A 26621-nucleotide genomic window follows, 5' to 3' on the forward strand; every position below is an offset into this window, starting at 1 on the left:
ATTTATTTGTCATCTTCGATGATCTCGCGGATTTCTTCGACGCTTGCTTCGCGAGACTCAACGGGCTGCTGAGGCTGTGCTGGCTCGGGTTCATTTTCCCACGGATCTTCGATGGGTTTTGAGGCCTTCCATACAGCCACCAGTAGCGCGACTATGCCAGCAATCAAGCCTACGGCTAGTACTTTTCCTGCTTTGCTCTTCTTGCTCATGCATTGCTCCAGACTGACAGATGATCCAGCTCTCCGACAGCTCAAGCTTATGCAGTTACAGCGCCTCAGACCAGTGTTTATCGGCCAGCCACCAGAGATTGTTCTAAATTTTCACTCAACGCGTACGTCAGTTTTTAGCGGCTCGCGCCCTGATCATGGAACAATGTAGGCATGACCGCAAACGCAACTCATAAAGCCACGATTCACACTACCTTGGGCGATATCGTTGTCGATCTCTTCGGCAACCACGCACCTAAGACCGTAAAGAACTTCGTCGGCCTGTCGACCGGTGAGCAGGAGTGGGTACACCCAGAGTCCGGTGACAAGAAAACCAACACCTCGCTGTACAGCGGAACCATTTTCCACCGCATCATCTCTGACTTCATGATTCAGGGTGGCGACCCGCTGGGCCAGGGCTTCGGCGGCCCAGGCTACCAGTTCGATGATGAGATCCACCCGGAACTGAACTTCAACGAGCCTTACAAGCTGGCCATGGCCAACGCGGGTATCCGCATGGGCCGTGGAACCAACGGTTCGCAGTTCTTCATCACCACCGTTCCAACCACCTGGCTGCAGGGCAAGCACACCATCTTCGGTGAAGTTGTCGATGCAGACTCCCGCAAGGTCGTTGACGCACTGAACGCTGTAGCAACCGATGGCCGTGACAAGCCACTGGAAGACGTCGTCATCAACTCGGTCGATATCGAGACCCTGTAACTCACCGACGCAATACTTCGAGGCCCCGACGATCCACCCAATGGTGTTGTCGGGGCCTCGAGCTTTAAGCACTTTCCCACTACACAAGGCAGGTACCGATGTCCTACGGGCAGGTAAACCCACAGGGCCAAGCAACTCCGACATGCTATCGACACCCACAGACGGTGTCCTATGTATCGTGTCATCGATGCGGGCGTCCGATCTGCCCTGAATGCCAGGTGTCCGCTCCGGTGGGTGTGCAATGCGTCGACTGCGTGGCCCAAGCCAATAGGGCTATCCCCCAGCAGAAGACCGAGTTTGGCGGCCGGCTTCGTGCCGGAGCACCGGTCATTACCTATGCGGTGATCGCACTCAACGTCATGGTCTATGCCCTTCAGTGGATTATCCCTGGATTCACCAATTCCTTGGTCTTGGCCCCGGCTATCGCGGCCTATGAGCCGTGGAGGCTGATCACCAGCGCGTTTGCGCATTCCATGGGATCGTTCCTGCACCTGGCCATGAACATGTACGGCATTTATATCTTCGGCACCCTGCTAGAAACCAAGCTGGGCAGGCTGCGTTTTGCCTGGCTGTATTTGATCAGCGCGATCGGTGGTTCACTTGGCATCTTGCTCCTGAGTGCGCCGTTGAGCGCCACCCTCGGAGCATCAGGTGCCTTGGCTGGCCTGTTCTTGGCCACCTTTGTTGTCTACCGCTCCAACAAGCAGGCTCTACGCCAAATGGGCATCATTCTGGTGCTGAACATCGTCTTGGGCTTTGTGGTTTCCGGAATCTCATGGCAGGGCCATTTGGGTGGTGCCATTCTGGGCATTCTGGGCGCCTGCTGCATTGTGTTGATACCCAGAAGTAATCCACAACGTGCCCGAACGCAGATCCTGCTTTTGGCTGCTCTTTCAGCGCTGCTTCTAGGAGCGGTTTATCTTGTCGCGCAGGCCGTGAAGTTCACTGGCTGACCGTTCGAAAACATCTCCACCGGTTATCCACACGGGATATCCACACTGTTAATAACTTACATCCGTGTAACTTGGTGGCACGTGGAGATATTAACAGGCGCCAATTCCCGTGATATCAAGGGTATTCCGGCCGTGTTACCCAATACTCACAACCTTGTCCCCAGTTGTGGATAACTTTTTAACAACCCCTGTAGATAGTGCATATACGAACCGTCGGCTTGTTAATAACTTAAGGTTCGAAAGTTTAACCGATAGCACAGAACTCCGCTCAATAGGTGTGAATACAGCCTTTATCCACAGCCTGGATCCACAGTGTTAATAACTTACACGCATGTGATTCGCCCCTGGGAAATACTTATTGACTTGGCCATTCTGCGAAATTACCCGTACTTTGCAGTGAATATCCCCACCTGTGGATAAGTTTGTGAACAACTGTTTATAGAAATTATGCACACTGCATGTGGATAACGAGCTCTACCTGTGGATTACTTCGTGAAAACTGGCCAAATCAGCAACACGGCAAAGAAGAGCATCATGAGCCCGATGATGAAGTCCAGAATCTGCCAGGCCTTAGGTCTCGCGAAGAGCGGAGCAAGGAATCGAGCGGCGTAGGCCAACGCGAAAAACCACAGGAAACTTGCGGCAATGGCTCCGACGGCAAACCAGCCCGCGCCAGCGCCCTGCGCAACGGCCACCGAGCCCAAGAGCAGTACCGTGTCGATATAGACGTGCGGGTTAAGCCAAGTGAGCGCCAGAGCGGTTCCGATCAGCGATAAAGCGGTCGTCGTCCGGGTGGTGCCCGAAACCTTCAGGGATTCAGGTTTAATCGCCCTTCGGAAAGCGAATATGGCGTAGGAGGCCAAAAACAGGAATCCGCCAACCCGTGCGACGATCAGCAGCCAAGGTACCTGCTCCACCAAGACGCCCATGCCGTTGACCCCAGCAAAGATCAGCACTGCATCTGACAGGCAGCACACGAGTGCGGTGATGAAAACATGTTCTTTTCTGATGCCCTGGCGCAGCACAAACGCATTTTGTGCGCCGATGGCCACGATCAGTGACAGTCCGGTGGTCAGTCCGAAGAAAAATGGTGCTGGGGTCATGGGAAAACCGTATGAGATTGATTTTTCTTAGTCGAACTTAACTTTCTGAATCTAGATTAGAGTTCCTAATGTGAATATCGATGTTGAGCAACTCGAGACGCTTTTGGCCATCGTCGACGCGGGAAGCTTCGACGATGCCTCCATTGATCTGGGGATTACGCCCTCCGCCGTCAGCCAGCGGATCAAAGCCCTGGAAAACCGCATGGGTGCAATTCTTGTCGTCCGCAGCCGCCCGGTCGTGCCAACAGAACAGGGTTACAAGGTACTGCGCTATGCCCGGCAAATGTCGCTGTTGAGTGCGGAATTCGCCCGCGAGCTCGCAGCGGATAAGCCATTGTCCATAGCCCTGGGGGTCAACTCCGATTCGCTCTCCACCTGGTTCGGCCCGGTTTTTGAACAGCTAGCAGAGATTGATGACCTGTCGGTCGAGATACTGCGCACCGACGAAAACAGGGGACTGGAGCTGCTGCGCACCGGGCGCGTCAGCGCAGTGGTGACCGCAACCCCGGAACCGCTCCAAGGGTGCCTCAGCAAAAAGCTGGGTGCCATGCGCTACCGGGCGGCCGCCTCGCCGCGAATCATCAAACGGTATCTGCACCACAAAAGCCCGGAAGAACTGGCAACAACGCCCATGGTGGTTTTTGACCGGGAAGATCCTCTGCAATACGACATGCTCGAGCGGGTGGCAGGCGCAGGACGCCGTCCGTCCGGAACAGTGCACCATATTCCGGATTCCCTCAAGTACGTCAGTGCCGTCGAAGCCGGCATGGGCTGGGGCATGATTCCTGAATTGCAATTGCCACAGGCAGCCGGAATCCAGACGATTCACGACCAATGGTTTGCCGACGTTCCCCTGTACTTGCAACGCTGGGCCGTGGACTCGAGCCTGCTCAAGAAGATCGAAGGCATCTTGGTCACAGCAGCCCGCCGCAGTGGCCTGAATTTGATAGCCTGAGCATGTTGCAGGCCATGAATGCCTGAACCCGGACGAGGGAGCCGTACCCGGAGAGCGACAAGACGGCCAGAGAAGGGAATCTGGCATGTATTGGGCCGTTCTGATTATTTCTGGTGTTTTCGAAGCCATCTGGGCTGTCGCTTTGGGCATGAGCGAAGGACTATCGAAGATTGTCCCGTCCATCGTCTTCGTTGCTGGCCTGATCGTTTCCATGGCGGGCCTGGCGTACGCGATGAAGGAAATCCCTGTGGGTACCGCCTACGCGATTTGGGTCGGAATCGGAGCCGCGCTCGCGGTGATTTACTCCATGGCCACCGGGCAGGAAGCCTTTTCGGTGCTGAAGATGGTCTTCATCTTGGGACTGGTAGGCTGCGTCATTGGCCTGAAGGCCGTCAGCCACTAGCAACAACACTCTTAAAAGAGATTTCGCCGGTCCCAATGGGACCGGCGAAATCGCTATTTCCAGCCTGTTGTCATGAAGAATCCGACCATTGCGATGCCGAATCCAATCACGATGTTCCAGCCGCCAATGTTGGGGATGGGGAACAGGGTCTGGGAAATGTAGTACACGATGATCCACAACAGGCCCAAGAGCATGAGGCCAAACATCACCGGCTTGTACCATCCGGGCATTGGCTTATCGATAGCGTGGGCGCTTTGGCGCTCGGATCGGGCCTGTGTTGTGTTCTTGCGTCGTGGTTTTGACTCCGGCACTCGAATGCTCCCTCGGCTTCATCTGCTTAATGTAGAAAATGTGGGAGACATGAACGTCTTCCCGGTAGGCTTGGGTACAAGAATGCTGAGAACTGCTTGCTGCATTCCTACGTTGCTTCCATCCTAGCCGCAATCCGCGGTAACTCCCGGGTTTTGGGCTGGGTCAGAGTACGTTGATTGACAGATCGCTATCTACGAATCCCCAAAGGAGCCGAGAGCTGTGAACCGATCCGCCACAGTGCAAGGTCGCCGCATGGAGCGCCGGCCACGGTCTGCGGGAAATGTCATCGCGGGATTCCTTGGCGAGCTGTTCATTACCCTGGGCATTATCTTGATGCTCTACGTGGTGTGGGAACTGTGGTGGACCAATATCGACTCCGCCCAGGCCCAGAAACAGGCCACACAGGGACTGGTGCAGGAATTAGGCGACGTCGTCATCCCGGACGATTCCGATGAGCCGTCCGAGGAACAGGAAAAGGCCGAAGAAAAAGACTACGGGCCGGCGCCAGTGACAAAGATCGATCCGGGGGAGACTTTCGGGATCATGTACTTCCCGCGCTTTGGCAGCCATGGCTCGCATCACCCGGTCACCAGCGGCGTTGACGACTGGGTCATCGACAACCTGGGCATCGGGCACTACCCGACAACCCAGCAGCCGGGCGAGCTGGGCAATTTTGCGGTCGCAGCCCACCGCCAGACCCATGGCCAGGTCTTCTGGGACATCGACAAGCTCCAGAAGGGCGACAAGATCTACCTGCAAACAGCTGAAGGCTATTACACCTACACCTGGTACGCCACAGAAGTTGTTGATCCTTCCAACGGCGACGTCTTGTTGCCGACCCCGCATCAATGGGGCGTGGAACCGACAAAATCGATCTTGACCATGACCACCTGCCACCCGAAGTACACGACCCAACAACGCATGATCGCCTATTCCGAACTCACGGATTGGCGCCCCTTGGATGCAGGCCCACCCAAGGAAATCCGCGACATGGTTATCGACGCAACGAGCTAGGAGGAAAAATGTACGCCTGGATTTTCAGGAATCTCCCCGGTCCATTGTGGCTTCGCATTTTTGAAGCATTGATTCTCATAGCTGCCATCGTGCTATTACTGATGGTGTATGTTTTCCCGTGGCTGAACCAGTACATCAGCCCCTTCACCGATTCAACGATTGGCCAGAGTACCTCGTGAGCAGCACCAAGATTTTAGTGATCGACAACTACGACAGCTTTGTCTACACCCTCGTGGGCTATCTCCAAGAGCTGGGCGCTGAGACGGCGGTATACCGCAATGATGATTTGAGCGTCCAGGAAGCTATCGAGCTGGCCGCCGATTACGACGGTGTGCTGATTTCTCCGGGCCCCGGTGACCCGGCCGGCGCGGGCGTCAGCATTGATCTGATCAAGTGGTGCGGTGGGCAGCGCAAGCCGATGCTGGGTGTCTGCCTTGGACACCAGGCGCTCGCCGAGGCCTATGGGGGAACGGTGACCCATGCTGAAGAGCTGATGCATGGCAAGACATCGCTGGTTAATCACGATAACCACCCGGTGTTCAATAACGTTGCCAACCCATTCACCGCAACGCGCTACCATTCGCTGGCCGCCGTGCGCGAGAGCATCCCGGACGAGCTGGAAATCATTGCCCAGACCGCCGGGGGAGTCATCATGGCCCTGGCCCACCGGGACGCACCGTTGTGGGGCCTGCAGTACCATCCGGAGTCGGTCTTGACCGAGCAGGGCTACCAGATGCTGGGGAACTGGCTGGAATTCCTGGGCCTGCAGGGGGCAGCCGAGAAGGCTGCCACCCTGAGCCCGCTATTCAGCGGAGAATAATCGCTCGCTGATTAATTGCCCTCACCGGGTTGTGCCGGTGGGGGCAATTTTCCGCGTCGAGTCGTGCTTGGCGTCGGGGAAGGGGTCTCGCTCGGCGATTCACTGGCAGTGGAATCATCCGAAGACTCGCTTTCGGATGGGGTTTCAGAGGGGGTCTCGGACGGGGTCGGTTCCGCTGGCGCTTCAGCCAGGACATAGGTAATGGTGCCACCCTGTTCCATGGTGCCCGGGGCGCTGGGAGTTTGGCTCACGATAGTGCCCGGCGCGAATTCGTCGGTCACTTCGGTGTCCGAGCTGGCGCTGAGCGAGAGCTTTTCCAGGCCCTGGTCCTTGAGGATCTCTTCAGCCTCATCGGGAGTCTTCCCGGAGAGATCAGGGACCTCGACCTTGCCGGTGGAAAGGATCAGATCGATCTCGCTGCCGGCCTTGACCTTGGAGCCCGGATCCGGGCTCGTGCCAACGACCCAGTCTGTCGGAATGGTCGCTGAATCCTCGCGGGTGACCTCGCCTACCTCCAGGCCAGCCTGGCGCAAGGCATCGCGCGCGGCAGCCTCGGACTGGTTGGCCAAATCCTCGGGGATGACCCGCTGCTCGGAGCCCTCGGAGATGTACAAGGTCACCGTGGATTCCTTGGCCACCTTGGTGCCCGATGCAGGATCGGTACGAGCTGCCTTGTTCTCATCCACGTCCTCATTGAACTCACGCTCAACGCGGACGTTGAAGGTCGCATCGCGCAGCAGGCTGCTGGCGTCATCTTCCGACAGGTTCTTCACGTCGGGGACGGCCACCGGGGCGCGCTTTTCGGCATCGGCCTGGATCGAGCGGATCACCAGGAAGCTGGCAATGGCCACGGCCACGACGGCGATCAACGACAACAGCACGATCAGCCCGCGGTTGGAGCGATGACCGGTGGTTTCCACCGGTTCATCGTGTGTCGTGAAGACCGGATGCTCCGTGGTCATCGCGGCCTCGTGGGCCGCGAAACCAGGTTCGGTGGAATCGTGGGTGCCGTAGATCGGCAACGTGTAGGTTGCCGGCGTGGACTGGTCCTCATGGAATTCAATCCCGTTCAGGGCGTTTTCCAAAGCCAGCGCGAACGCTCCGGCGGACTGGAACCGGTCATCACGTTCCTTGGACAGCACCTTGGCCACGACCGGGTCGAAGATCGGATCGACATCCTGCGCGACCTCGCTCGGGGCAGGGGGGATCTCGCCCACATGCTGATAGGCCACGGAGACCGGGGAATCGCCGGTGAACGGCGGCGTGCCGGTGATCAGCTCGTAGAACAGGCACCCGGCCGAATAGATATCGGAGCGGAAATCCACTTGTTCGCCACGAGCCTGCTCGGGGGAGAAGTACTGCGCGGTGCCCACCACTGCAGCGGTCTGCGTCATGGTGGCTGAGTTATCCGTGGCCCTCGCGATGCCGAAGTCCATCAGCTTCACGTGCCCGGAGCCGGTCACCATGACATTGGCCGGCTTGACGTCGCGGTGCACCACATTATTGGCGTGCGAATGATCCAGCGCCTCGGATACGCCACGGATCAGGGAGACCGCGAACGGGGCATCGATCCGGTCCTGCGAAATCACCTGCTTGAGGGTTTTCCCGGTGACATACTCCATGACCATGAAGGGCAGTCGTTCGTGCTGCTGATCGGTGGCTGGAAGCTCGCCGGTGTCGTAGACAGCGACGATATTCGGGTGGCTCAGGGCCGCAACCGCTTTGGCCTCGCGACGGAACCGGTTGACCACCATGGGATTGCTGGCGGTGTCCGGGCGCAGGACCTTCACGGCCACCTTGCGCGAGAGCACATGGTCCAGCGCGAGATAGACGTCGGCCATGCCGCCGCGGCCAATGAGCGATTGGATCTCATATCGGTCGCTGATCATCCGCGGCAGGCCAGGCGGCAATGCTTCGACTTCGCTCATGGTGCTTTGCTCTGGTCCGTTTCCGAGGCAGTGGGCGAGGAAGCGGGAGTCGGCGTGGCCGTCGGGGTTTCGGATTCTTCGGGGTCTTCTTCAGGGCCGGTCGAAAGATCCAGGGTGACGGTGGTACCAGGGTCTACGTCGCTGCCGGCGGAGACGTCCTGGGACAGGACGGTGCCGGCGACCGAGGAGTCGCTGCGCTCTTCGCCCCTTGCGGCAGCCAGGCCAGCATCCTGGATCCGCTTCTGCGCCGCCTCGAAGCTCATGCCGGTGACCTCGGGAACCTCAACTGTTTCCGGTGCCATGGCGTAGGTGACCGTCACGGTCTCGCCGACCTCGACATTGCCGGTGGGGTTCAGCGAAATGACCTCACGTGGCTCGGCCTCATCGGTTTCCTGCGGTACCGCATCAACCTGCAGGCCCTTGCCTTCAAGCTCGGCGGTGACCGTGTCGATGTCCTGGCCGATGAGCGAGGAGGAGACCTCGACGTACTCAGGGCTCTCGCTTTCGCTCTCTGAAGGGGACTCGGAGGTCTCGGAAGGCTCCGAGGTTTCCTCCGATGGCTCGGTGGTTTCTTCGGTCGGCTCGCTGGACTCAGGCGATCCGGAGCTGCTTTCGGTGACCGTCGCGGTGGGCTGGTCGTCGTTGTTGCTGCTCATGGCAGGGATCAGCCAGGCCAAGAGCGCAATGACCACGGCCAGGACGATGATGGCGATCAGCGGGATCAGCCAGGGGCTGCGCTTCGAGTCGTCAGGCTGAGCATCCTGGGCATCGGCATCTTCGTCATCAAAGCCGTTGGCACCCTGGCTGCTGGCCGCGGTGAAACCGCTGGCGGTCCGCGCCGGCTCCACTACGGTTGGCATGGCATTGGTCATCGTCGGGGCGGAATCCTGGCGGGTCATCGCCTGGGTGGCGTCCTCGCCCATATTCAGCGCCTGCGTGGCATCTTCGGAAATGCCGGTGGCCAGCATGCCGGGCACCGCCATGGTGGCGGTGTTCGTGTCGCCGGCGCGCAGGGCATCGGCGGCCTTGGCAAGGGCCGTGGCATCCTTGGGGCGGTCGGCAGGGTTCTTGGCCAGCATCGACATGATCAGCTGGCGTACCGGCGCGGGGATGGTGTCAGGCAGCGCCGGGGGAGCGTCATTGACTTGCGCCAAGGCGATGGCGATCTGCGACTCCCCGGTGAACGGACGGCGCCCGGCAAGGCATTCGTAGCCGATCACGCCCAGCGCGTAGATATCCGAGCTTCCGGTGGCGTTCTGCCCCGTAGCCTGCTCCGGAGCCAGGTACTGGGCGGTGCCCATCACCTGTCCGGTGGCGGTCAGCGGGACCTGGTCGGCCAGGCGGGCGATGCCGAAGTCGGTAATCTTCACGACGCCCGATGGCATGACCAGGATGTTGCCCGGCTTCACATCGCGGTGCACCAGGCCGTGCTCGTGGGCGGCGGCCAGCGCGCGTGCGGTCTGCGCGATCAGCGAGAGGGTGCGATCCACCTCGAGCTTGCGTTCGCGCTCGATGATGGTGGACAGCGGCGGGCCGGGGACCAGTTCCATGACCAGGTAGGCGGATCCCTGTTCCTCGCCGTAGTCGAAGACGCCAGCGATGCCCGGGTGGTTGAGCAGGGCGGTGTGGCGGGCTTCCACGCGGAAGCGCGTCAGGAAGCTCTCGTTGTCGGTGTATTCCTCCTTGAGGATCTTGATCGCTACGAGGCGTCCGAGGACCTGGTCGCGAGCCTTCCAAACTTCGCCCATGCCACCGATCGCAATGCGGTCAGTGAGCTTGTAACGACCGCCCAAGGTGGTGCCGGTTACTGGCCTCACTTGTTGAACACCGCCTTTAACATCGTCTTCATCAGTGCACCGGTCGTATTGTGACCAGTGTTGTAATCTACGTTTTGCAAGGTGACCGTAATGGCCACCTGCGGGTCATCCGCCGGGGCGAAGCCGGTCATCCACGAATTCACGTAGGCGATGCCGTCTTCGGTGCCCAGCTGAGCCGTGCCGGTCTTGGCTCTGAAGTCCACGCCAGGTACCGCCGCATTCATGGCGGTACCGCTCTTGACCGGGCCTTCCATCAACTCGGTGAGCTGCTCGGCGATCTCCGGGCTGGTGGCCGTGGAGAACTTCTCCGGCTTCGGTTCTTCGATCACGCGAAGATCCGGGGCGATCACCTTGTCGATCATGTTCGGCTTCATGATCACGCCGTCGTTGGCGATGGCCATGGCAGCCATGTTCATCTGCAGCGGGGTGACCTGGTTGTTGCCTTGGCCGATGGCCATGCGCGCCAATTCTGCGGCGTCGGCTTCGGCGGTCGGGAACTTGCTTGGAACAACGTTCTGCGGAATGCTCAGCTGCTGGCCATAACCGAAGCGCTCGGTCACATCGGCGAATTCTTCCTTGCCGACGGTCTGGCTGATTTCCATGAATGGGGTGTTGCAGCTCTGCGCGAAGATGAAGACCAGGCGGGCGCGTGGTTCACGGGCGCAGATGCCTTCCTCGAAGTTGCGCATTGGCGTCGTGGAGTTCGGGTAGTTCACCGAGGTCGGATTGTCGATCACGGTGTCCAGATCATACTTTCCGGACTCCAAGGCGGCGACCGTGCTGAGGATCTTGAACGAGGACCCCGGGAAGCTCAGATTGTTGATGGCTGGGTTCTGATACGGGCTCAGTCCCTCAATGTCGCTGACCTTCTTCAGGTTCTGCGCGGCCTTGGAGGTCGAATGCACCGCCAGGTCGTTGGTGTCGTAGCTCGGCTTGGACGCCATCGCCAGAATGTCGCCGGTCTTCGGATCGGTGACGATGATGGTCGCCTTCACGCCATCGGGGATGGCGTTGAAGGCAGTCTTTTGCAGGTCGCCATCGATGGTCAGCTCCACCGAAGCGCCTTCGGCCTTCTTTCCGGTGAACATCGCCAGCAGGCGGTCATAGAGCAGATCCGAGCTGGTGCCGGTGAGCCAATCATTGAGCGAGGACTCCAGCTGGGTGGTGCCGTTAGCCAGCGAGTAGTATCCGGTCAGGTGCGCGTAGGTTTCCGGATCGGTGTACTTTCGCTGGTACTCGAACTGGCCGTCATCGGTGGGAACCGATTCGGCGATGGGCTTGCCGTCAACCAGGATGGCGCCGCGCGGCAGATCGAATTCGCGGTACAGCTGGCGCTTGTTCAGGGCGTTGTCGGAGAGCTGGTCAGCGTCGAAGAACTGGATGTAGCTCAACCCGCCGAGGCAGATCACGAAGAGCAGGGTCAATGCTACCCAGACTCGCTTGATGGCCTGATTCACTTGCTCTTCACCACCTTGGTGCTGGTCGTTGGGGCTTTGCTGGGTGTTGCAATTTCATCGGTGGGTCCTGAGACGCCGGACTTCGGCCGGCGCGAGTTGTGCGAAATCAAGAGCAGGAGGGCGATGATGATCCAGTTGGCCAGCAGCGAGGAACCGCCAGCGGCCATGAACGGGGTGGCCAAACCGGTCAGCGGAATGAGCCGGGTGACTCCGCCGATGATAACCACGCACTGCAGGCCCAGCGTGAAGGACAGCCCGGCGGCCAGCAGCTTGCCGAAGGTGTCGCGGGAACCGAGGGCCGCGCGCAGGCCACGGGAGACCAGCAGCATGTAGAGCAGGATGATGGCGGTCAGGCCAATCAGGCCGATCTCTTCGCCGAAGGAGGCGATGATCATGTCCGAGTTGGCCAGCGGCACCCGGTAGGGGGATCCGGCACCCAGACCGGTGCCGAACAGGCCGCCGTCAGCCATGCCGAACAGGCCTTCGACGATCTGCATGCTGCCGCCTTTGGCCTGGTAGATGGCGGGGTCGAAGGCGTTGAGCCACACATCCAGACGCCGGGTCACGTGGCTCATGGTCAGCCCTGCGACTAGACCGCCGGCAACCACCATGAGCAGGCCAATGAGCACCCAGGAGATGCGCGCGGTGGCCACATAGACCATCACGATGAACAGGCCGAAGAACAGGATTGCCGAACCGAGGTCACGCTGGACCACCAGAACACCGATGGACAGCAACCAGGCGATGACCATTGGCGCCATATCGCGCAGACGCGGCAGCTGCAGCGGGCCGAACTTGTGCCCGGCCAGCAGGATCAGGTCGCGGTTGGACGATAAATACCCGGCGAAGAAGATCGACAGGGTGATTTTGGCAAGCTCACCAGGTTGCAGAGAGAAAGAGCCGACGCGAATCCAAATGCGTGCACCGTTGATGGTCACGCCGAGATGCGGAATCAAGGGCAGCAGAAGCAACACGATAGATGCCAAGAGGGCAATGTAAGTGAAGCGGCGCAATATCCGGTGGTCTTTCACAGCCCAGAGAACCGCCGCGGCAATGACGATGGCGATGGCTGTCCAAAGCAGCTGCCGAGCTGACTGCGAACTGCCTTTAGCCAAGTCAATGCGGTGAATCATGGCCAAGCCCAGGGAATTCAGGGCAATCGTGATTGGAAGTATTACTGGATCGGCATATTTCGCGAAGATGCGCAGCAATACGTGGACAGCCAGGGCGAGTACCGCCATGATGCTCATCTGGACATAGAAGTCGGTATTGTCGACATCCTCGGTGGTGCTGCCCACCAGGAAGAATGCTGCGCCGCCGACGCACAATGCCAAGACAATCAGCAGCAGCTCGAGATTGCGCCGTGGTACCGGTGCGGTCTGCACTTCGGTCATTGCATGATCTCCTGACAGTAGGCTGGCAGCTGGGTTTGGCTGTTGCTTGTTGATTCCTTGGATCCGGGAACTTGCACCGGACAGTTCTGTTTGGCGGTGACCAGCAGTTCCTGGATGATCATTTGTGCATGTTCCCGGTTATCCGCCGAGATGGTCGCTTCAACGCGTTGGCGCGAGTATTCCGGCAGGGCTTCGAGCGGAACCTTGCTGACGGTATCAACCTCGGAGAGCGAAATCGGTCCAAGCTCCTGCGGGACGCCCTTGTAGATGGCGACCTTGTTGTCCACGGTGCCAACGAAGTACTGGGTCTGTGTCCACATGTAGCCCCAGACGGCCAGGGCCACCACGACGAAGGACGCCAAGGTGAGCAGGATCGGCATCATCCAGCGCCGGTGGGCGGTCGGGCTTTCCAGCGGATCGAGGATCTGGCCGGCAGCCGGTGAGCGGTGGGTGAGCAGCGCAGCCGCGCGGCGTTCGCCGGTGTGCTGGGTGACCACCGGAATCTGGCCAGTCTGCGTAGCCAACTGGGCCGCGCCGACCAGCAGGTGCGGGCGCTGGGAAATCTCGTGGCGCAGCAAGGAGGCGCTGGCTTCGACGTCGCCTTCTGCGGCAATGGCCAGCTGCGCGGTATCCGGAGCTGGTTCCTGGACAGATGGCTCACTGAATTCGTCCGCGTCATCCTCGATGACCTCGAACATCACCACGGTGACGTTATCCGGCGCGCCGTTTTTCAAGGTGGTGGCCACCAGGTCGTTGACGGCTTCATCCATGTCGGCGGTAGTGCGGATGATCTGCTCGATGATCGCCAGCGGGACCGCATCGGTCAGGCCGTCGGAGCACAGCATCCAGCGTTCCCCGGGCTCGGCGTCGATCTGCTGGACATCGAGTTCCGGGGAGGCGTCGGAGTCGCCGAGGACGCGCAAAAGCACGTTCTTGTGCGGATGGACTTCGGCTTCGGCTGGCTTGATCCGTCCCTCGTCGACCAGGCGTTGCACGAAGGTGTGGTCGCGGCTGATCTGCTCAAAATTGTTGTGCTTGAGCCGGTAGGCGCGGGAGTCGCCGATGTGGGCCATGTGCAAGGTGCTGCCTGAGAGCAGCAGGGATGTCACCGTGGTTCCCATTCCCGACAGTTTCGGGTTGGCGCCTACGAGTTCATTCAATACCAGATTTGCGGCCTGGATTTCATCGGGCAGGGCGTTCTGCGGATCGTCGATATCTGCATGGTCCAGGTGCACCAGGTCCAAGACGGTGGACGCGGAAGCCACATCGCCACCAACGTGGCCACCCATGCCATCGGCCAGCACGGCAAGGTATTCACCGGCGTAGGCGGAGTCGTCGTTCTTTTTGCGAATCCGGCCAACGTCGGATTTCGCGGCGAATTTGAGTTTGAGGGCCATAGGCTAGGCCTTCAATTCCAGGACAGTCTTTCCGATGCGGATCCGCTGCCCTGGCTCCACTGGTTGCGCACGGGTCAGCTGGCTATCGCCGACGAAGGTCCCGTTGGTGGAACCGAGATCTTCGATGAACCAGCGTGATCCCTGGGGGAACAGGCGAGCGTGGCGTCCTGATGCATAGTCGTCGTCCAGTACTACGGTGGCGTCCTGTGCGCGGCCGAACATGATCGGCTGTCCGCTCAGCGGGATGCTGTTGCCGGCCAGGGGGCCTTCGACAATAGCCAGGGAGGTTGCGGCCTTGCGCGCTGGCGCTTCTGGTTCTGCCAGTTCAGGGTTCTTTTTCAATGCGCGCTTGCTGGGCTTGCCCGTGCGGGCTCGTGATCCCACGGCCAAATCACGGCGCATCGATCCGACAACGCTCAAGACGAGCAGCCAGATGAGTACTAGGAAGCCCAGTCGGAACAGGCTTAGAACCAGATCGTTCATGCGCGGCCTCCGTTGTTCGAGGTGATTAGCCGAAAGACTATCTTGGTCTGTCCAATGGTGATGATCGAACCGTCAAAAATAGGGGTTTCGGCAGAAATCTTCTTGCCGTCGACGTAGGTGCCATTGGTTGAACCCAAATCGGACACCACAAAATTGGTCTTGCCACGAGTCTCAACGCGGATGTGCTGGCGTGAAACGCCGGAATCATCCACCGGGATATCGGTGCTCGCCGAGCGGCCCAGGACGACCGAGCGGTGGTTCAGGGCGAAACGCTGGCCGGCAACTTCGAGGATGGCCTGCTTCTGCGTTGGCACCTTGGGGATCTCATTGACCGGGCGGACGTTAGGGCGCGGCTGCGCAGTGGTGCGCGGCGATGACTGGTCCACGGGGCGTGCGGTCGGCGTCTTCACCGGTGCCGAAGCCACAACATGGGAGCTGGTTTCCTTGACGGTGCCGTTGATTTCCATTTCCCCAGGCTTGAAGTCCTGCTGGGAGACGAAGTGGATCATGACATCACCATGGACGGAGTAGTCCTGGTTGGTGGCGTGCTCTGCGGTGACCTTAGCCATCTCATTAACGACTGCTCGCCCCCAGCTTTTAGCGGTTTCGAAGTCTTTGGTGCTCAACGAGACGACAAAGTCGTTCGGAGCGAGGCTACGTCCTTCGCTAATTGGCAGAATCCCGCGGTCCATTTCATTGCGCAGGGCGGTAGTCAGTTCTACCGGCTTGAGGTCTGCGGTGCTGGTTCCACGAAAGAAGCTTGTGACGACCTTCTCTAAGCCGCGTTCGACATTGTCGAGAAAGCCCATTATTCGTGCTCCTTCCTCAAGGGTCCATTGTTTGTCTTAGTGTCCCGCATTCGCGCTAAAAAGCAGTGAACACAGAACTTCATATTCGATCTTACTGTTTTCAGCTGTGCAAATGCCGAAAAATCCTTGGGTGATCCACAGAGATCAGCCTTACCGACATAGAGGTCAGGGCGCGAACGCTGTGTCTCTGGCCACATAGACGGGTTTCGATTAGGTGAACTGAAAATGTGTGTGTAAGCTATTTCTTGTTGCAAAAGCACGAAGCAACAAGAATTACATATGCGCGAGTGGCGGAATTGGTAGACGCGCTGGCTTCAGGTGCCAGTGATCGCAAGGTCGTGGGGGTTCAAGTCCCCCCTCGCGCACAAAATGAAAATAGCCTCTGAAATGAACTGAAGTTCAGATCAGGGGTTATTTTCTGTTTAAGTCCGCCGTCGCCAGATCTGCATCTTTTTGATAACTATTGCCCGCGGCGAGTCGAAACGGAGAATCCGCGCCGCTTGAGCAGGGCCGCCAGCACCCCGTCGCCTTCGACCAAAGTTCCACTGTGCGATCCATCGTAGATGGCTCCGCAGCCGCAGGAAGGGCTGCGATCTTGCAAAATGGCTTCGGTGATCCCGCTCTCGGCAGCCAGATCCGCGACCTTTTGAGCCCCTGAGATAAAGGCCTGGGTCAGATCTTCACCGTTGATGGTGAGTACCTTGGCGTTTCCTTCAAGGACATCGTTCCCGTCTCCTCCCAGGATTTCGGCAGGTGGACGAGGAGTTGGCAGATCGCCGAGAACTTCAGCGCAGGCTGCGATCGCAGCGCCCGAGGCGACGGCTTCAACAATTTGCGGATCGCTTTTGGCCTTGCCGTTATAACGGCAGGGAACGCCTGCGAGGCAGGAGCTGACCAGTAATGGGACCTCACGCATAACTTTCATCCTAGTACTGTGTTGGCACCCTGGGGCTGGACTAGACTTCCATTGACGATTTGAAAGGCAGGACATCGTGGCGGCATCCAAAGAACCGTTCGAAATTCGCGGAACCCTCGACCTGGTCAACGGCCACAGGATCCTCCGCCTCGAGCAGGAATCCAGCGACCAGCTCTCCAGCCGGGGCCAAGTGGCGCTCGAGCTTCTCGGGGAATTTTCCGGCCGGACCGTGGTGATTGATCCCGATGGACGTCGCGGGCACTGGCTGGATCTGCACGCCGAACAGGCACCGGAACTCGAAGGCGAGATAGGCCAGCAATTCCAGCTATCGGTGCTGCCGAGTTCCAGCTGGCCGGAAACCGCAGTGCCCGCTGACCTGGCCGAAGCGCTGGGCGATGCCAGCGATCTGGACGAGACGTGGGTTGGCTTGACTCCGATGGCTCGTTGGGAATGGGTCCGCTGGGTCGGTTCCACCAAGAACCCGGACACCCGTCAGCGGCGCGTCGAGGTCAGCATTTCCAAGCTCCGCGACGGCAAGCGCCGCCCCTGCTGTTTCGACCTGTCCTCCTGCACCAATCCGGAACTGTCCAAGAGCGGAAAACTTATCCAGTAGGCCGCAGCACCCCACAGCCTGGGCTAGTGCTCCCCGCCGATCACGGTGGAGCCGCGGACAACCAATGAGCTAGGCAGCATGCTCTGCAGCGGCTCGGGGTCCTTGCCCTCGAGCAAGGCGCGCAGCTTCAAAGCGGCCAGCCGCCCTCCTTCCTGCGCATTCAGCTGCACCGAAGTAATGGAGGGATTGGAGGTGGCCGAGTATGGCAGATCGTCAAACCCCGCTACGGCGAGCTGATCCGGTATGCGGATCCCCAGGCCTCGGGCTGCATGCAGTACGCCGAAGGCGTGGTTATCGGTGGCGCAGCCCAGGGCGGTCACTCCTGCTTCCTGCCAGGTGGCCCACTGCTCGCTGAAGGCCGCGGATGCGGCATTGACATCGATCATCGAGGTGGCCACGGAAGACGGCAGCACCTCGATGCCGTAATCGCCGGCCGCCTGCAGGAAGGCTTCACGACGCACCGCGAGGGTTTCGGTTCCGGTGATGGCATCCAGGTACGCGGCCTTGGTGTGCCCCTGGACGGCAAAATGCGCCACCACATCTCGGGCGCCTTGGGCGACATCCATATTAACCGCCGGGAACTTCGGGCTGATGCCGGGAGCGTCGAGGGCGACCATGGGCAGGTTGCCGCCAATCTCATCGAGGAATTCCTGGCTTGGCGCGTGCACTAGAAGGCCGGCCGGGCGCAGGCCCAGGATCTTGCGGGTTTCGCTGGCGCTGGGGGAGACGCCGGCATCGGTGACCGAGAGCATGAGCTGGTAGTCGCTGGCCAAGACCGAGCGAACGCCGGCGATGACCTTGGCGAAGAACGGGTTGGAGATATCCGGGGCGACCAGGATGACCAGGGAACTGACGCCCTTGGCCAATGAGCTGCCGATGCTGTCGACAAAATAGCCGAGCTCGCGAATCGCTTCGCGCACACGCTCCTCGTTCTTGGCCGAGACCCTTCCGGAAGACTTGCCGTTGGCGACCAACGAGACCGTGGCCGTGGATACGCCTGCATGAGCAGCGACCATGGCTGCGGTGACCCGGCGTGGTTCGCGGGTATTTCCGGTCTTCTCAGCAATCGTCATGGCTCCATCGTAGTCGCTTGCTATCCCGGCCAACTCCTAAGTTAAGCGCTTGACGTAAACTGGAGAACAGGAAAGAATTGCCTAGGATGAAGATCTTCGCATCTCGATCAATGACCGGCCGCCCGCCGGAGGAATAAAAGGATGGCACCATGGCCCAGGACAGCGCAACGCCCCGCAAGATCATTCTGGACTGCGATCCGGGGCACGATGACGCGGTCGCCATGATCCTGGCGCACGGAAGCCCGGCCATCGACTTGCTGGCCGTCACCACCGTCGCCGGAAACCAGATCCTGGAGAAGGTCACCGCCAATGCGTTGGCCGTGGGCACCATTGCCGGCATCACCGGAATTCCCTTTGCCGCAGGCTGCGCCCGCCCCTTGGTGCGCGAGGTGGAAACCGCGGCAGAAGTCCACGGCGACTCGGGCATGGACGGGCCCCAGCAGCCAGAGTCCGCCATCGAACTGGACCCCCGCCATGCCGTGGACGTGATCATCGATCTGGTGATGAGCCACGAGCCGGGGGAAATCACCCTGGTGCCCACCGGTGCCCTGACCAATATCGCGCTGGCCGTGCGCAAGGAACCGCGCATCGTCTCCCGGGTTCGCGAAGTCGTGCTCATGGGCGGCGGCTACCACACCGGCAACTGGAGCGCCGTCGCCGAATTCAATATCAAGGTAGACCCGGAAGCCGCGCACATCGTCTTCAATGAAAGCTGGCCGGTAGTCATGGTCGGCCTGGATCTGACCCACCAAGCCCTGGCCACTACCGAGGTGGTGCAGAGCATCGAGAAGATCGGCACCGGCCCGGCGAAATTCGTGCGCGAGCTCATGGACTTCTTCGCCCAGGCCTACCGCGACCACCAGGGTTTCGATGCCCCGCCGGTCCACGACCCCTGCGCGGTCGCCTACGTCATCGACCCGCAGATCGTGCGCACCGTGAAGGCTCCGGTCAACGTGGAACTGCGAGGGGATTTGACCCTGGGCATGACGGTCACCGACTTCCGTGCCCCCGCCAGCGAGCAGTGCAACACCTCGGTGGCCGTGGACCTGGACCACGACGGCTTCTGGAATCTGGTGACCGACGCGCTGCAGCGCATCGGCGAAGTCACACCCGCCAAATGAACAACATCTGACTAATGTGGGGCACATCAATGCCAATTAGGCTCAGACCTGCATAAACTGGGATCACACGAAGATCAGGAGGCGCAATGGCAGGAAAAACCCCGCACCAGAACGTGACGTTCCCATCCTCGGGTGCGCAAGCACACGGCTACCTGGCTGTGCCTGAAGCAGGAAAGGGCCCCGGGGTCATCGTGATCCAGGAATGGTGGGGCCTGACCGACCACATTCGAGATATCGCCGATCGCCTCGCGGCCCTCGGCTTTGTCGCCCTCGCCCCGGATCTCTACGGCGGATCCATCACCCACGACGGTGAGGAAGCCGGGCAGATGATGGCCGAGCTACCCGAAGCCAAGGGTGCCCAGCTTCTGGCTGGCGCCGTGGACTACCTGCTGGCCAATGAACATGTCACCAGCGAGAAGCTGGGCGTCATCGGCTTCTGCATGGGTGGCGGCTTCGTGCTGCAGCTGGCCGCGCAGCAGGGAGAGAAGATCGCCGCTGCCGTTCCGTTCTACGGAGTCGGCCAGGGCGTGCCCAATGACTTCTCGGGAATCCGCGCCGATATCCAGGGCCACTACGCCAACTTCGACGAGATGTACCCGCCTGGGCAGGCCCGCGCCCAGGAGGAGCAAATCCGCGAGCAATCCGGCGCCAACGTGAAGTACTACTTCTACGACGCCAAGCATGCCTTCCATAATGACGAAAACACCGCCGGAAATTACGACCCTGAGCAGGCAGTTATCGCTTGGGAACGCGCCGTCGGCTTTTTACAGGATAAAGTGGCCTGAAGGCCATAAGGTGTTATACATCACTTAATAGCATCACTTACCAATAAGGAGAGCAATATGTCAGAAACCATCATCGTAGGTGTCGACGGTTCGGAAACCGCACAGCGAGCAGCTCGCCGTGCCGCGGAATTGGCATTGAAGATCGACGCCGAATTGGTGGTCGTCACCGCTCACGCATCGGACAACACCGAGGTCGTATCCATCGGTTCCGATACCTGGATCCTGGACGACGCAGAGCAGGCTCGCAAGCTGGCCCAGCGCGTTGCCAACGACGTGAAGAACGCTGTCCCAGGCGTGAAGATCACCGCAGCAGCGGGCCACGGCAAGCCAGGCGACGTTCTGATCTCCGACGCTGAAGACCGCAAGGCTTCGCTGATCGTCGTGGGTAACGTCGGCATGAAGGGCCTGGGCCGCGTACTGGGTTCGGTTGCCTCCTCGGTAGCCCACTCGGCACCATGCGACGTATTGGTTGTGAAGACCGACAAGTAAGCCCAGCGCTTCTACTGACAGGCGGGTACCGTTCAACGGTGCCCGCCTGCAGCATTCCACCCGGCACAGCGTAGGCTTAACCCGTGCAAACTCTTCGAATCGCCTACGCTACCGGCGTGACCCCCGGCAAATGGATGGACCGCTTCAAGGAGCGCTATCCGAAGGTTGAGCTCCAGGCATGGCGCCACGATGAAAGCGGAATCCTCGACCTGCTGGCCGAGGACCAGGCCGACGCGGTGTTCGTGCGCTACGTCGGCGAATCACCCAAGGACTCCACCCGCCACGTGATCCCGCTGTACGAGGAACTGGAAGTGGTCTGCGCCGCCAAAGACCACGAAATCGAATACTACGACGAATCGGTGCCAGCCGATGTCGCCGCAGGCTTCCCGCAACTGGACCTGGCTGATTACCCGGAAGACGCCGGAGGCATCGGCGTGGCCATGGAGGTCGTGGCCTCCGGCGCCCAGGTGCTGCGCGTGCCGCAGAGCATCGCCCGGCTGTTCGCCCGCAAGGACGTGATCTCCCGCTTCGTCGAGGACGGCGCGCCAACCCAGGTGGGCATCGCCTGGGCGACCTCCATGGAAGACGCCACGCTCTTGGAGGAATTCATCGGGATTGTGCGCGGCCGCAGCGCGAATTCCTCCCGCCAAGCCTCGGTGCGCAACCATGAGCAGAAGGCCAAGCGCATCAACGACAAGGCGAAGTCCGAAGCCAAGGCCAAATCCCTGGCCGCAGCCAAGCGCCAAAAGGAGCTGGCCAAGAAGCAGGCGCGCAGCAATGGGGGCAAGCCCGGCAAGCCAGGCGGTTCCAAGGGGCGCAAGAAACGCTAGAACCGGCCAGATCCCATGGGTAGAGTGAAGCCATGAAGCAATTTGATACGCTCGCCCTGTCCTCGCGGGGCCCAGCACTGGTCCTGACCATCAACCAGCCGAAATCGCTGAACGCGCTGGCCCAGGAGGTCGTCAATGACCTCGAAGCCTTCATCGACTGGTTTGAAACCACCGGATTCGAATACCGCGGAGTCATCATCACCGGAGCAGGGGAGAAATCCTTTGTGGCCGGTGCGAACATCGTGCAGATGAACGCCATGGACTCCCAGGCCGCCCTGGCCTACGGTCGCCAGATGCACGCGGTGACCGAACGGCTGGAATCCCTGCAGGTTCCGGTCATCGCAGCGGTCAACGGCTTCGCGCTGGGTGGCGGCTGCGAAATCGCCCTGGCCTGCGACTTCATTTACGCCTCCGAGAATGCCAGCTTCGGCCAGCCCGAAGTCAACCTGGGCCTGGTGCCCGGCTTCGGCGGTTCGGTCCGCCTGCCGCGCCGCGTCGGCAATGCGCTGGCCCGCGAACTGATCTTCACCGGACGCCGGATCAAGTCCGCCGAAGCGCTGCGGATCGGTCTGGCCAACCGGGTGGTCCCCGCCGAGGAGCTGATCGATCAGGCAGTGGCCACCATCGAGGAGATCGCCGCCGTTTCGCCCACCGCGGTGGCCAACGCCAAATCCGCGCTGGTGCAGATGGATGCGCTGAACACCCATGACGCGCTGCTGGTGGAGGCGGACTCCTTCCAGCGGGCCTTTGCCACCAATGATTCGGTGGAAGGCCGGGCCGCCTTCGTGGAAAAGCGCTCGCCGAACTTCCCAGGCAACTAGTGATGCACTACGGGGCCCACCCGGACCAGCACCTCCAGTTCTTCGAACCCGAGCAGAGCACGGCCCGCGGCGCGGTGATGATCATCCACGGCGGCTACTGGCGCGAGAAATACACTGCGCAGCTCGGCGTCCCGCTGGCCGAGGATCTGGCGGCCCGCGGGATTCCGGCCTACAACCTGGAATACCGGCGGGGGACCGGCAGCGCCGCGGCGATGCTCGCCGACGCCCGGCTGGCTCTGGGACTGATCAAGGAGGATGGGCCGATTACGCTGATCGGCCACTCCGCCGGAGCGCAGCTGGCCTGCGTGGTGGCGGCCAATGACCCGCGGGTCACCCAGGTGATCAGCCAGGCCGGACTGCTGGACTTGGAGTATGCGCGCAGGCAGGCGCTCAGCGATTCCGCAGTGGATCTGCTGCTCGACGGGGCGCCGCTGGCTGCCTATAGTCCGGTGGAATTATGGCCGATGCCCGCCCGTGTCGTAATCTTTCATGGTCGCGAGGACGCCGACGTTCCGTTGAAAATCGCCCAGCGGGCGGTCCACAAGGCAGCAGCCCTCGGACAGGACTACCGCTTCGCGTTGTTTCCGGGCGATCATTACACTTGGATTGACCCGCGCAGCAGCCAATGGGCCGCCTGCGTGCGTGCCCTGTCCCCTGTGCACTATTAAAGGAGCAGCATGAACCCGACCGTGATCGGCGAAGCCCTCGTTGACGTCCTGGCCTCAGGCATTGCCCCAGCCCAGGAATTTGTTGGCGGCAGCCCGCTGAACGTCGCGGTCTCACTGGCTCGCCTGGGTTATCCCGGAACCCTGATTTCCCGTTGGGGCGCCGACGACAAGGGCGCGAAGATCGAGGATTACCTCAAGGACAACAACGTCAAGTATCTGGGCGGCGCCGATGACGAGGCGACCGTGATCGCCCACGGCATCCTCGACCCTGCCGGCGGTGCGGCCTTCGCCTTCAATGCCTTCTGGCAGATGCCGACCATCGGCCCGGAGCTGCCGCAGGACGTGGAATTGGTGCACACCGGCTCCATCGCCACGCTGTTCAGCCCGGAAGAGCTGTTGCCGCTGCTCTCCGCGGCGCGCACGCATGCGACCATCAGCTATGACCCGAACCTGCGCCCATCGCTGGTCACCAATCATGCCCAGACGGTGGCCGAGGTGGAACGCTTTGTCGGCCAGGCCGACGTCGTGCGTGTCTCGGGCATCGACCTGAAATGGATGTACCCGATGCGTTCGGTGCATGAGTCGGCCCGGGCCTGGCTGGATATGGGCCCGGCCATCGTCGTGTCCACCGCCGGATCACGTGGCTCCTGGGGCGTGGTGCGCGCCGGGGATGCAGAATTCATCGCACCGTCGGTGGAAGTGACCGACACCGTGGGCGCCGGCGATACCTTCACGGCGGCCTTGCTGTGCTGGCTGGCCGAGCACGACATGATTGGCGCTGCCAACCGCGAGAAGCTGGGCCAGCTGCAGACCAGCGAACTGTCCCAGGCCCTGGAATTTGCCGCCAAGGCGGCAGCCGTGACCGTTCAGCGTGCCGGTGCCAACCCGCCACGGCGCGAGGAGCTCTAGCGTGATCAAGCTGATCGCCTCGGACCTGGATGGGACCATTGTCGCCCCGGACGGGACGATATCCGCGCGTACCCGCCAGGCGTTTCTGGATGCCCGCCAGGCCGGGATCCAGATCGTTTTTGTCACCGGGCGCCCGTTTCGCTGGCTGACCCCGGTGATCGAGGCCTTTGGCGGCCTGGGTACCGTCATCTGCTCCAACGGCGCGGTGCTCTATGATCTGGAGCGCGACGAGGTGATCTGGTCCCGGACGCTGAGCGCCGCCACGGCACGCGAAGCCGCGCAGATCATCACCGCAGTGGAACCGGAGGCGACCTTTGCCGCGGAGACCACCAAGGGCCTGCACCTTGGCGAGGGTTTCGCCGACCGGCACCATAATTTCGGTGTGCAGGCGGTGATGGACCTGTCCTCGGATGCCATGGACCGCGAGGGCATCGTGAAATTCCTTGCGCGCTCCCAGCACCTGGCGATCGATGATTTTTATGCTGCCGTGAGACCCAAGCTCAGCCATCTGGTGTCCATCACCCACTCGGCTTTTGACGTGTCGCTGTTGGAGATGGCCCACGTGGACATCCACAAGGCGCGGACCCTGAACGAATACTGCCAGCGCTTGGACATCACCCCGGAAGAAGTGATGGCTTTCGGGGATATGCCCAACGATATCCAGATGCTCGAATTTGCCGGCCACGGCTACGCCATGGCCTCGGGGCACCCCACCACCCTGGCCACGGCCCGCTACTGTGCCCCGTCCTTGGCCGAAGACGGCGTCGCCCAGGTCATCGAGGACTTGCTGAAATGACGTATGCTTTCACGCACCGCGGGGTGCGCCATGCCGACGAAGAGAATACGCTGGTGGCCTTCCAGCGTGCCGTGGATCTCGGAGTGCTCCATCTGGAATCCGACGTGCACGCCTCGGCTGATGGCACGGTCTACCTGTTCCATGATGAGACCTTGGACCGGGTGACCGAGGCCAGCGGAAAATTCAATGAGCGCACCGACGATGAGCTCGCGCAGATCACCGCCGGCGGAGAGCCGCTGTGCACCCTCGACCAGTTGCTCGAGGCCTTCCCGCAGGCGCAGGTCGTGAACCTCGATGTCAAAGACGAACACGTCATTGGCCCGTTGGCCGAGCTGATCGAGCGGCGCGGGGCGCATCAGCAGATCGCCTTGGCTTCATTCTCCAGCGCCCGCAGCCATGCGGTGCGCCACCTTCTGTCGGCGCCGATCAGGCGCTCGCCGGGACAGCGTGAAATCATCTTGATTTGGCTCTGCGCCCACCTTCTTGGCTGGGTTCCCAAGAAGCTGGTCAAGGATTTCTGGGCGGTGCAGGTCCCTTTTAAGCAGGGCTGGCTGCCCGTGGCCACCGGTCGTTTCACCCGGTCCGTCCAACGTGCTGGCGCGCAGGTGCACGTGTGGGTGGTCAATGACGAGCCGACCATGAAACTGCTCAAGGATCGCAAAGTCGACGCGATCATGAGCGATGACGCGGAGTTATTGATGAAGGTGCTGGGATCCTAGCTTGCGCCTAACGCGCTGTATTTGATGGTGTATTGATCCACGACGGCTTCGTCCGGGGCGAATCCAAGGCCCGGTGTGCTCGGCAGTGGCACGATGCCCTCGGAATCCATGAGGCTTTGATGCGGCGCGTGCCAGGGATGCAGCTGCACCTCCCAATTCAAGAACGGGATTTCCAGTTCCGGGCGGAGATTGCCGTCTGCCAGTTGCACCGGGGGATCCAGGGCAATGAGTTGCGCGCTGGCCAGCAGCGCGGGGCCGTAGTAGAAGCAATGCGGGATCACGTGCGCGCCGAGACAATGGCCGGCTTCGCGCACTTGCAGCATTGCGCTGATGCCGCCGATTTTTCCCACACTTGGTTGCGCGAATTCAAGGGCTCCTCGCTCCATGTCATGGATCAGGCCTTGGACTCCCGAGTGGTTTTCGCCACCGGAGACATTCTTGAAGACGGAATTCAGCTCGTGCAAGGACCGCGAGTCGTCGGGCGGGAAGACCGGTTCTTCGATCCACAGCAGATTCAAGTCAGCCAAGTCTGCGAAGGCCGAGCGGGCCTGGGCCGCATCCCATTTGCAGTTCACATCGACCATCAGCGGGAGAGTTCCAACGGTGCCCCGCGCGGCACTAATCGCCGGCTTGAGGGATTCATGCAGCTTGAAAGCCTTGAATCCGCGGGATCTGGCGCGTTCGAGGTGGAACGAGACCTCGTGCGGATCCTCTGCATAATGCACCAGGGACGCGTAGGCGTGGACTTCGTGGCGTGCCTGGGCATTGATGAATTCCCGAAGCGTCTTGTTGGCATGCTTGGCTGCGATGTCCCAAAGAGCGATGTCGATAGCTGACAGGGCGTAATGGATCGGGCCCGTGCGTCCGAAGGCATGGAAAGCATACTGCGCCGCGGGGAGGCAGTCATTCAGATCGGTTGTGCGCCCCAGGAAAAATGGAGCGACGATGTCTTCCAAAGCCGCCCATGTGGCGGGATTCGCCTTGTGCCCGAATCCCTCGCCCCAGCCGACCAGTCCTTGGGCCGTGGTGATTTTGACGATCAATGATTCCATCTCGGTGAAAGTTCTTGATGATGCATTGAAAGTATCGATTGATTCCACATTGGAATCT

At 60.7% G+C, this 26621-nt stretch carries 29 protein-coding genes, 1 tRNA gene and 1 riboswitch; of the genes, 17 read left to right on the plus strand and 13 right to left on the minus strand.

Going from position 1 to position 26621, the window contains the following annotated elements; genetic code table 11:
* Window positions 1-2 precede the first annotated feature (2 nt).
* Window positions 3-209 (minus strand): hypothetical protein, encoded by a 207-nt coding sequence (locus OF385_RS00070; RefSeq protein WP_264276407.1) that lies wholly within the window; start codon window positions 207-209, stop codon window positions 3-5.
* Window positions 210-380: 171 nt separating this feature from the next.
* Between OF385_RS00070 and OF385_RS00075 the strand changes: the two genes are divergently transcribed.
* Together OF385_RS00075 and OF385_RS00080 are read left to right on the plus strand one after the other, a co-directional pair.
* The gene (locus OF385_RS00075) at window positions 381-926 is read left to right on the plus strand and encodes a peptidylprolyl isomerase (RefSeq protein ID WP_264276408.1); all 546 of its coding nucleotides are present in this window, start codon (window positions 381-383) and stop codon (window positions 924-926) included.
* A gap of 254 nt (window positions 927-1180) precedes the next feature.
* Window positions 1181-1879, plus strand: coding sequence for a rhomboid family intramembrane serine protease (locus OF385_RS00080; RefSeq protein ID WP_264276409.1), 699 nt, complete (start codon window positions 1181-1183; stop codon window positions 1877-1879).
* Between the two features lie 485 nt (window positions 1880-2364).
* Here OF385_RS00080 and OF385_RS00085 read toward each other — a convergent pair whose 3' ends face one another.
* Entirely contained in the window at window positions 2365-2982 is a 618-nt protein-coding gene (locus tag OF385_RS00085; protein WP_264276410.1) for a LysE/ArgO family amino acid transporter, read from the minus strand.
* Between the two features lie 70 nt (window positions 2983-3052).
* Here OF385_RS00085 and OF385_RS00090 point away from each other — a divergent pair, with 70 nt between their 5' ends.
* Together OF385_RS00090 and OF385_RS00095 are read left to right on the plus strand one after the other, a co-directional pair.
* The gene (locus OF385_RS00090) at window positions 3053-3937 is read left to right on the plus strand and encodes an ArgP/LysG family DNA-binding transcriptional regulator (RefSeq protein WP_264276411.1); all 885 of its coding nucleotides are present in this window, start codon (window positions 3053-3055) and stop codon (window positions 3935-3937) included.
* A gap of 3 nt (window positions 3938-3940) precedes the next feature.
* Window positions 3941-4008: riboswitch (guanidine-III (ykkC-III) riboswitch) on the plus strand.
* A gap of 14 nt (window positions 4009-4022) precedes the next feature.
* Entirely contained in the window at window positions 4023-4340 is a 318-nt protein-coding gene (locus tag OF385_RS00095; RefSeq protein ID WP_264276412.1) for a DMT family transporter, read from the plus strand.
* 53 nt (window positions 4341-4393) lie between these two features.
* On the opposite strand, the gene OF385_RS00100 is transcribed toward OF385_RS00095, so the two are convergent.
* Window positions 4394-4651: a cell division protein CrgA gene (locus OF385_RS00100; RefSeq protein ID WP_264276413.1), complete on the minus strand. Its 258-nt coding sequence runs from the start codon at window positions 4649-4651 to the stop codon at window positions 4394-4396.
* Window positions 4652-4871: 220 nt separating this feature from the next.
* Here OF385_RS00100 and OF385_RS00105 point away from each other — a divergent pair, with 220 nt between their 5' ends.
* Entirely contained in the window at window positions 4872-5666 is a 795-nt protein-coding gene (locus tag OF385_RS00105; RefSeq protein WP_264276414.1) for a class E sortase, read from the plus strand.
* Between the two features lie 175 nt (window positions 5667-5841).
* Window positions 5842-6486 carry an anthranilate synthase component II gene (locus tag OF385_RS00110; protein ID WP_264276415.1) on the plus strand — a complete coding sequence of 215 codons (645 nt, stop codon included), beginning with the start codon at window positions 5842-5844 and terminating at the stop codon, window positions 6484-6486.
* 11 nt (window positions 6487-6497) lie between these two features.
* Here the strand turns inward: OF385_RS00110 and pknB are convergent, their stop codons facing one another.
* The 7 genes from pknB to OF385_RS00145 are packed head-to-tail and all read right to left on the minus strand — an operon-like array spanning window position 6498 to window position 15771.
* Complete coding sequence (pknB, locus tag OF385_RS00115) at window positions 6498-8414, minus strand: Stk1 family PASTA domain-containing Ser/Thr kinase (protein ID WP_264276416.1); 1917 nt, start codon at window positions 8412-8414, stop codon at window positions 6498-6500.
* The gene (locus OF385_RS00120; RefSeq protein ID WP_264276417.1) at window positions 8411-10231 is read right to left on the minus strand and encodes a protein kinase domain-containing protein; all 1821 of its coding nucleotides are present in this window, start codon (window positions 10229-10231) and stop codon (window positions 8411-8413) included. The genes pknB and OF385_RS00120 overlap by 4 nt, the downstream gene beginning before the upstream one ends.
* Complete coding sequence (locus OF385_RS00125) at window positions 10228-11688, minus strand: peptidoglycan D,D-transpeptidase FtsI family protein (RefSeq protein ID WP_264276418.1); 1461 nt, start codon at window positions 11686-11688, stop codon at window positions 10228-10230. Before OF385_RS00125 ends, OF385_RS00120 begins: the two co-directional genes overlap by 4 nt.
* The gene (locus tag OF385_RS00130) at window positions 11685-13082 is read right to left on the minus strand and encodes an FtsW/RodA/SpoVE family cell cycle protein (protein ID WP_264276419.1); all 1398 of its coding nucleotides are present in this window, start codon (window positions 13080-13082) and stop codon (window positions 11685-11687) included. The genes OF385_RS00125 and OF385_RS00130 overlap by 4 nt, the downstream gene beginning before the upstream one ends.
* The gene (locus OF385_RS00135) at window positions 13079-14479 is read right to left on the minus strand and encodes a PP2C family protein-serine/threonine phosphatase (protein WP_264276420.1); all 1401 of its coding nucleotides are present in this window, start codon (window positions 14477-14479) and stop codon (window positions 13079-13081) included. The genes OF385_RS00130 and OF385_RS00135 overlap by 4 nt, the downstream gene beginning before the upstream one ends.
* 3 nt (window positions 14480-14482) lie before the next feature.
* A complete protein-coding gene (locus OF385_RS00140) occupies window positions 14483-14962 on the minus strand; it encodes an FHA domain-containing protein (protein WP_264276421.1) in 480 nt (159 codons plus the stop codon).
* Window positions 14959-15771 (minus strand): FhaA domain-containing protein, encoded by an 813-nt coding sequence (locus OF385_RS00145; protein ID WP_264276422.1) that lies wholly within the window; start codon window positions 15769-15771, stop codon window positions 14959-14961. Before OF385_RS00145 ends, OF385_RS00140 begins: the two co-directional genes overlap by 4 nt.
* 281 nt (window positions 15772-16052) lie before the next feature.
* Here OF385_RS00145 and OF385_RS00150 point away from each other — a divergent pair.
* Window positions 16053-16136, plus strand: a tRNA-Leu gene (locus OF385_RS00150).
* A 95-nt stretch (window positions 16137-16231) separates the two neighbouring features.
* On the opposite strand, the gene OF385_RS00155 is transcribed toward OF385_RS00150, so the two are convergent.
* Window positions 16232-16696, minus strand: coding sequence for a DUF523 domain-containing protein (locus tag OF385_RS00155; RefSeq protein WP_264276423.1), 465 nt, complete (start codon window positions 16694-16696; stop codon window positions 16232-16234).
* 67 nt (window positions 16697-16763) lie between these two features.
* Between OF385_RS00155 and OF385_RS00160 the strand changes: the two genes are divergently transcribed.
* The gene (locus tag OF385_RS00160) at window positions 16764-17300 is read left to right on the plus strand and encodes a YdeI/OmpD-associated family protein (protein ID WP_264276424.1); all 537 of its coding nucleotides are present in this window, start codon (window positions 16764-16766) and stop codon (window positions 17298-17300) included.
* A gap of 23 nt (window positions 17301-17323) precedes the next feature.
* Here the strand turns inward: OF385_RS00160 and OF385_RS00165 are convergent, their stop codons facing one another.
* A complete protein-coding gene (locus tag OF385_RS00165) occupies window positions 17324-18373 on the minus strand; it encodes a LacI family DNA-binding transcriptional regulator (protein ID WP_264276425.1) in 1050 nt (349 codons plus the stop codon).
* A 149-nt stretch (window positions 18374-18522) separates the two neighbouring features.
* On the opposite strand from OF385_RS00165, the gene OF385_RS00170 reads away from it, so the two are divergent.
* The 9 genes from OF385_RS00170 to OF385_RS00210 all read left to right on the plus strand — a co-directional run bounded on the left by OF385_RS00170 (window position 18523) and on the right by OF385_RS00210 (window position 25511).
* Window positions 18523-19494, plus strand: a complete 972-nt coding sequence (locus OF385_RS00170; protein WP_264276426.1) for a nucleoside hydrolase — start codon at window positions 18523-18525, stop codon at window positions 19492-19494.
* An 86-nt stretch (window positions 19495-19580) separates the two neighbouring features.
* On the plus strand, window positions 19581-20279 hold the full coding sequence (locus tag OF385_RS00175) for a dienelactone hydrolase family protein (protein ID WP_264276427.1): 699 nt from the start codon (window positions 19581-19583) through the stop codon (window positions 20277-20279).
* Between the two features lie 57 nt (window positions 20280-20336).
* Window positions 20337-20768, plus strand: a complete 432-nt coding sequence (locus OF385_RS00180) for a universal stress protein (protein WP_022874462.1) — start codon at window positions 20337-20339, stop codon at window positions 20766-20768.
* An 83-nt stretch (window positions 20769-20851) separates the two neighbouring features.
* Window positions 20852-21598: a LysR family transcriptional regulator substrate-binding protein gene (locus OF385_RS00185; RefSeq protein WP_264276428.1), complete on the plus strand. Its 747-nt coding sequence runs from the start codon at window positions 20852-20854 to the stop codon at window positions 21596-21598.
* 32 nt (window positions 21599-21630) lie between these two features.
* A complete protein-coding gene (locus tag OF385_RS00190; protein WP_264276429.1) occupies window positions 21631-22419 on the plus strand; it encodes an enoyl-CoA hydratase/isomerase family protein in 789 nt (262 codons plus the stop codon).
* Window positions 22419-23087, plus strand: coding sequence for an alpha/beta hydrolase family protein (locus tag OF385_RS00195; protein ID WP_264276430.1), 669 nt, complete (start codon window positions 22419-22421; stop codon window positions 23085-23087). The genes OF385_RS00190 and OF385_RS00195 overlap by 1 nt, the downstream gene beginning before the upstream one ends.
* 9 nt (window positions 23088-23096) lie before the next feature.
* Window positions 23097-23996, plus strand: coding sequence for a PfkB family carbohydrate kinase (locus tag OF385_RS00200; RefSeq protein WP_264276431.1), 900 nt, complete (start codon window positions 23097-23099; stop codon window positions 23994-23996).
* Window position 23997: 1 nt separating this feature from the next.
* Complete coding sequence (locus OF385_RS00205; protein WP_264276432.1) at window positions 23998-24792, plus strand: HAD family hydrolase; 795 nt, start codon at window positions 23998-24000, stop codon at window positions 24790-24792.
* Complete coding sequence (locus OF385_RS00210; protein ID WP_264276433.1) at window positions 24789-25511, plus strand: glycerophosphodiester phosphodiesterase family protein; 723 nt, start codon at window positions 24789-24791, stop codon at window positions 25509-25511. Before OF385_RS00205 ends, OF385_RS00210 begins: the two co-directional genes overlap by 4 nt.
* Here the strand turns inward: OF385_RS00210 and OF385_RS00215 are convergent.
* Window positions 25508-26611, minus strand: coding sequence for a mandelate racemase/muconate lactonizing enzyme family protein (locus OF385_RS00215; RefSeq protein WP_264276434.1), 1104 nt, complete (start codon window positions 26609-26611; stop codon window positions 25508-25510). The two genes, OF385_RS00210 and OF385_RS00215, sit on opposite strands and share 4 nt — an antisense overlap.
* Window positions 26612-26621 lie beyond the last annotated feature (10 nt).

Origin of the sequence: Glutamicibacter sp. JL.03c (genome assembly GCF_025854375.1) — a bacterium.
Classification (GTDB): domain Bacteria; phylum Actinomycetota; class Actinomycetes; order Actinomycetales; family Micrococcaceae; genus Glutamicibacter.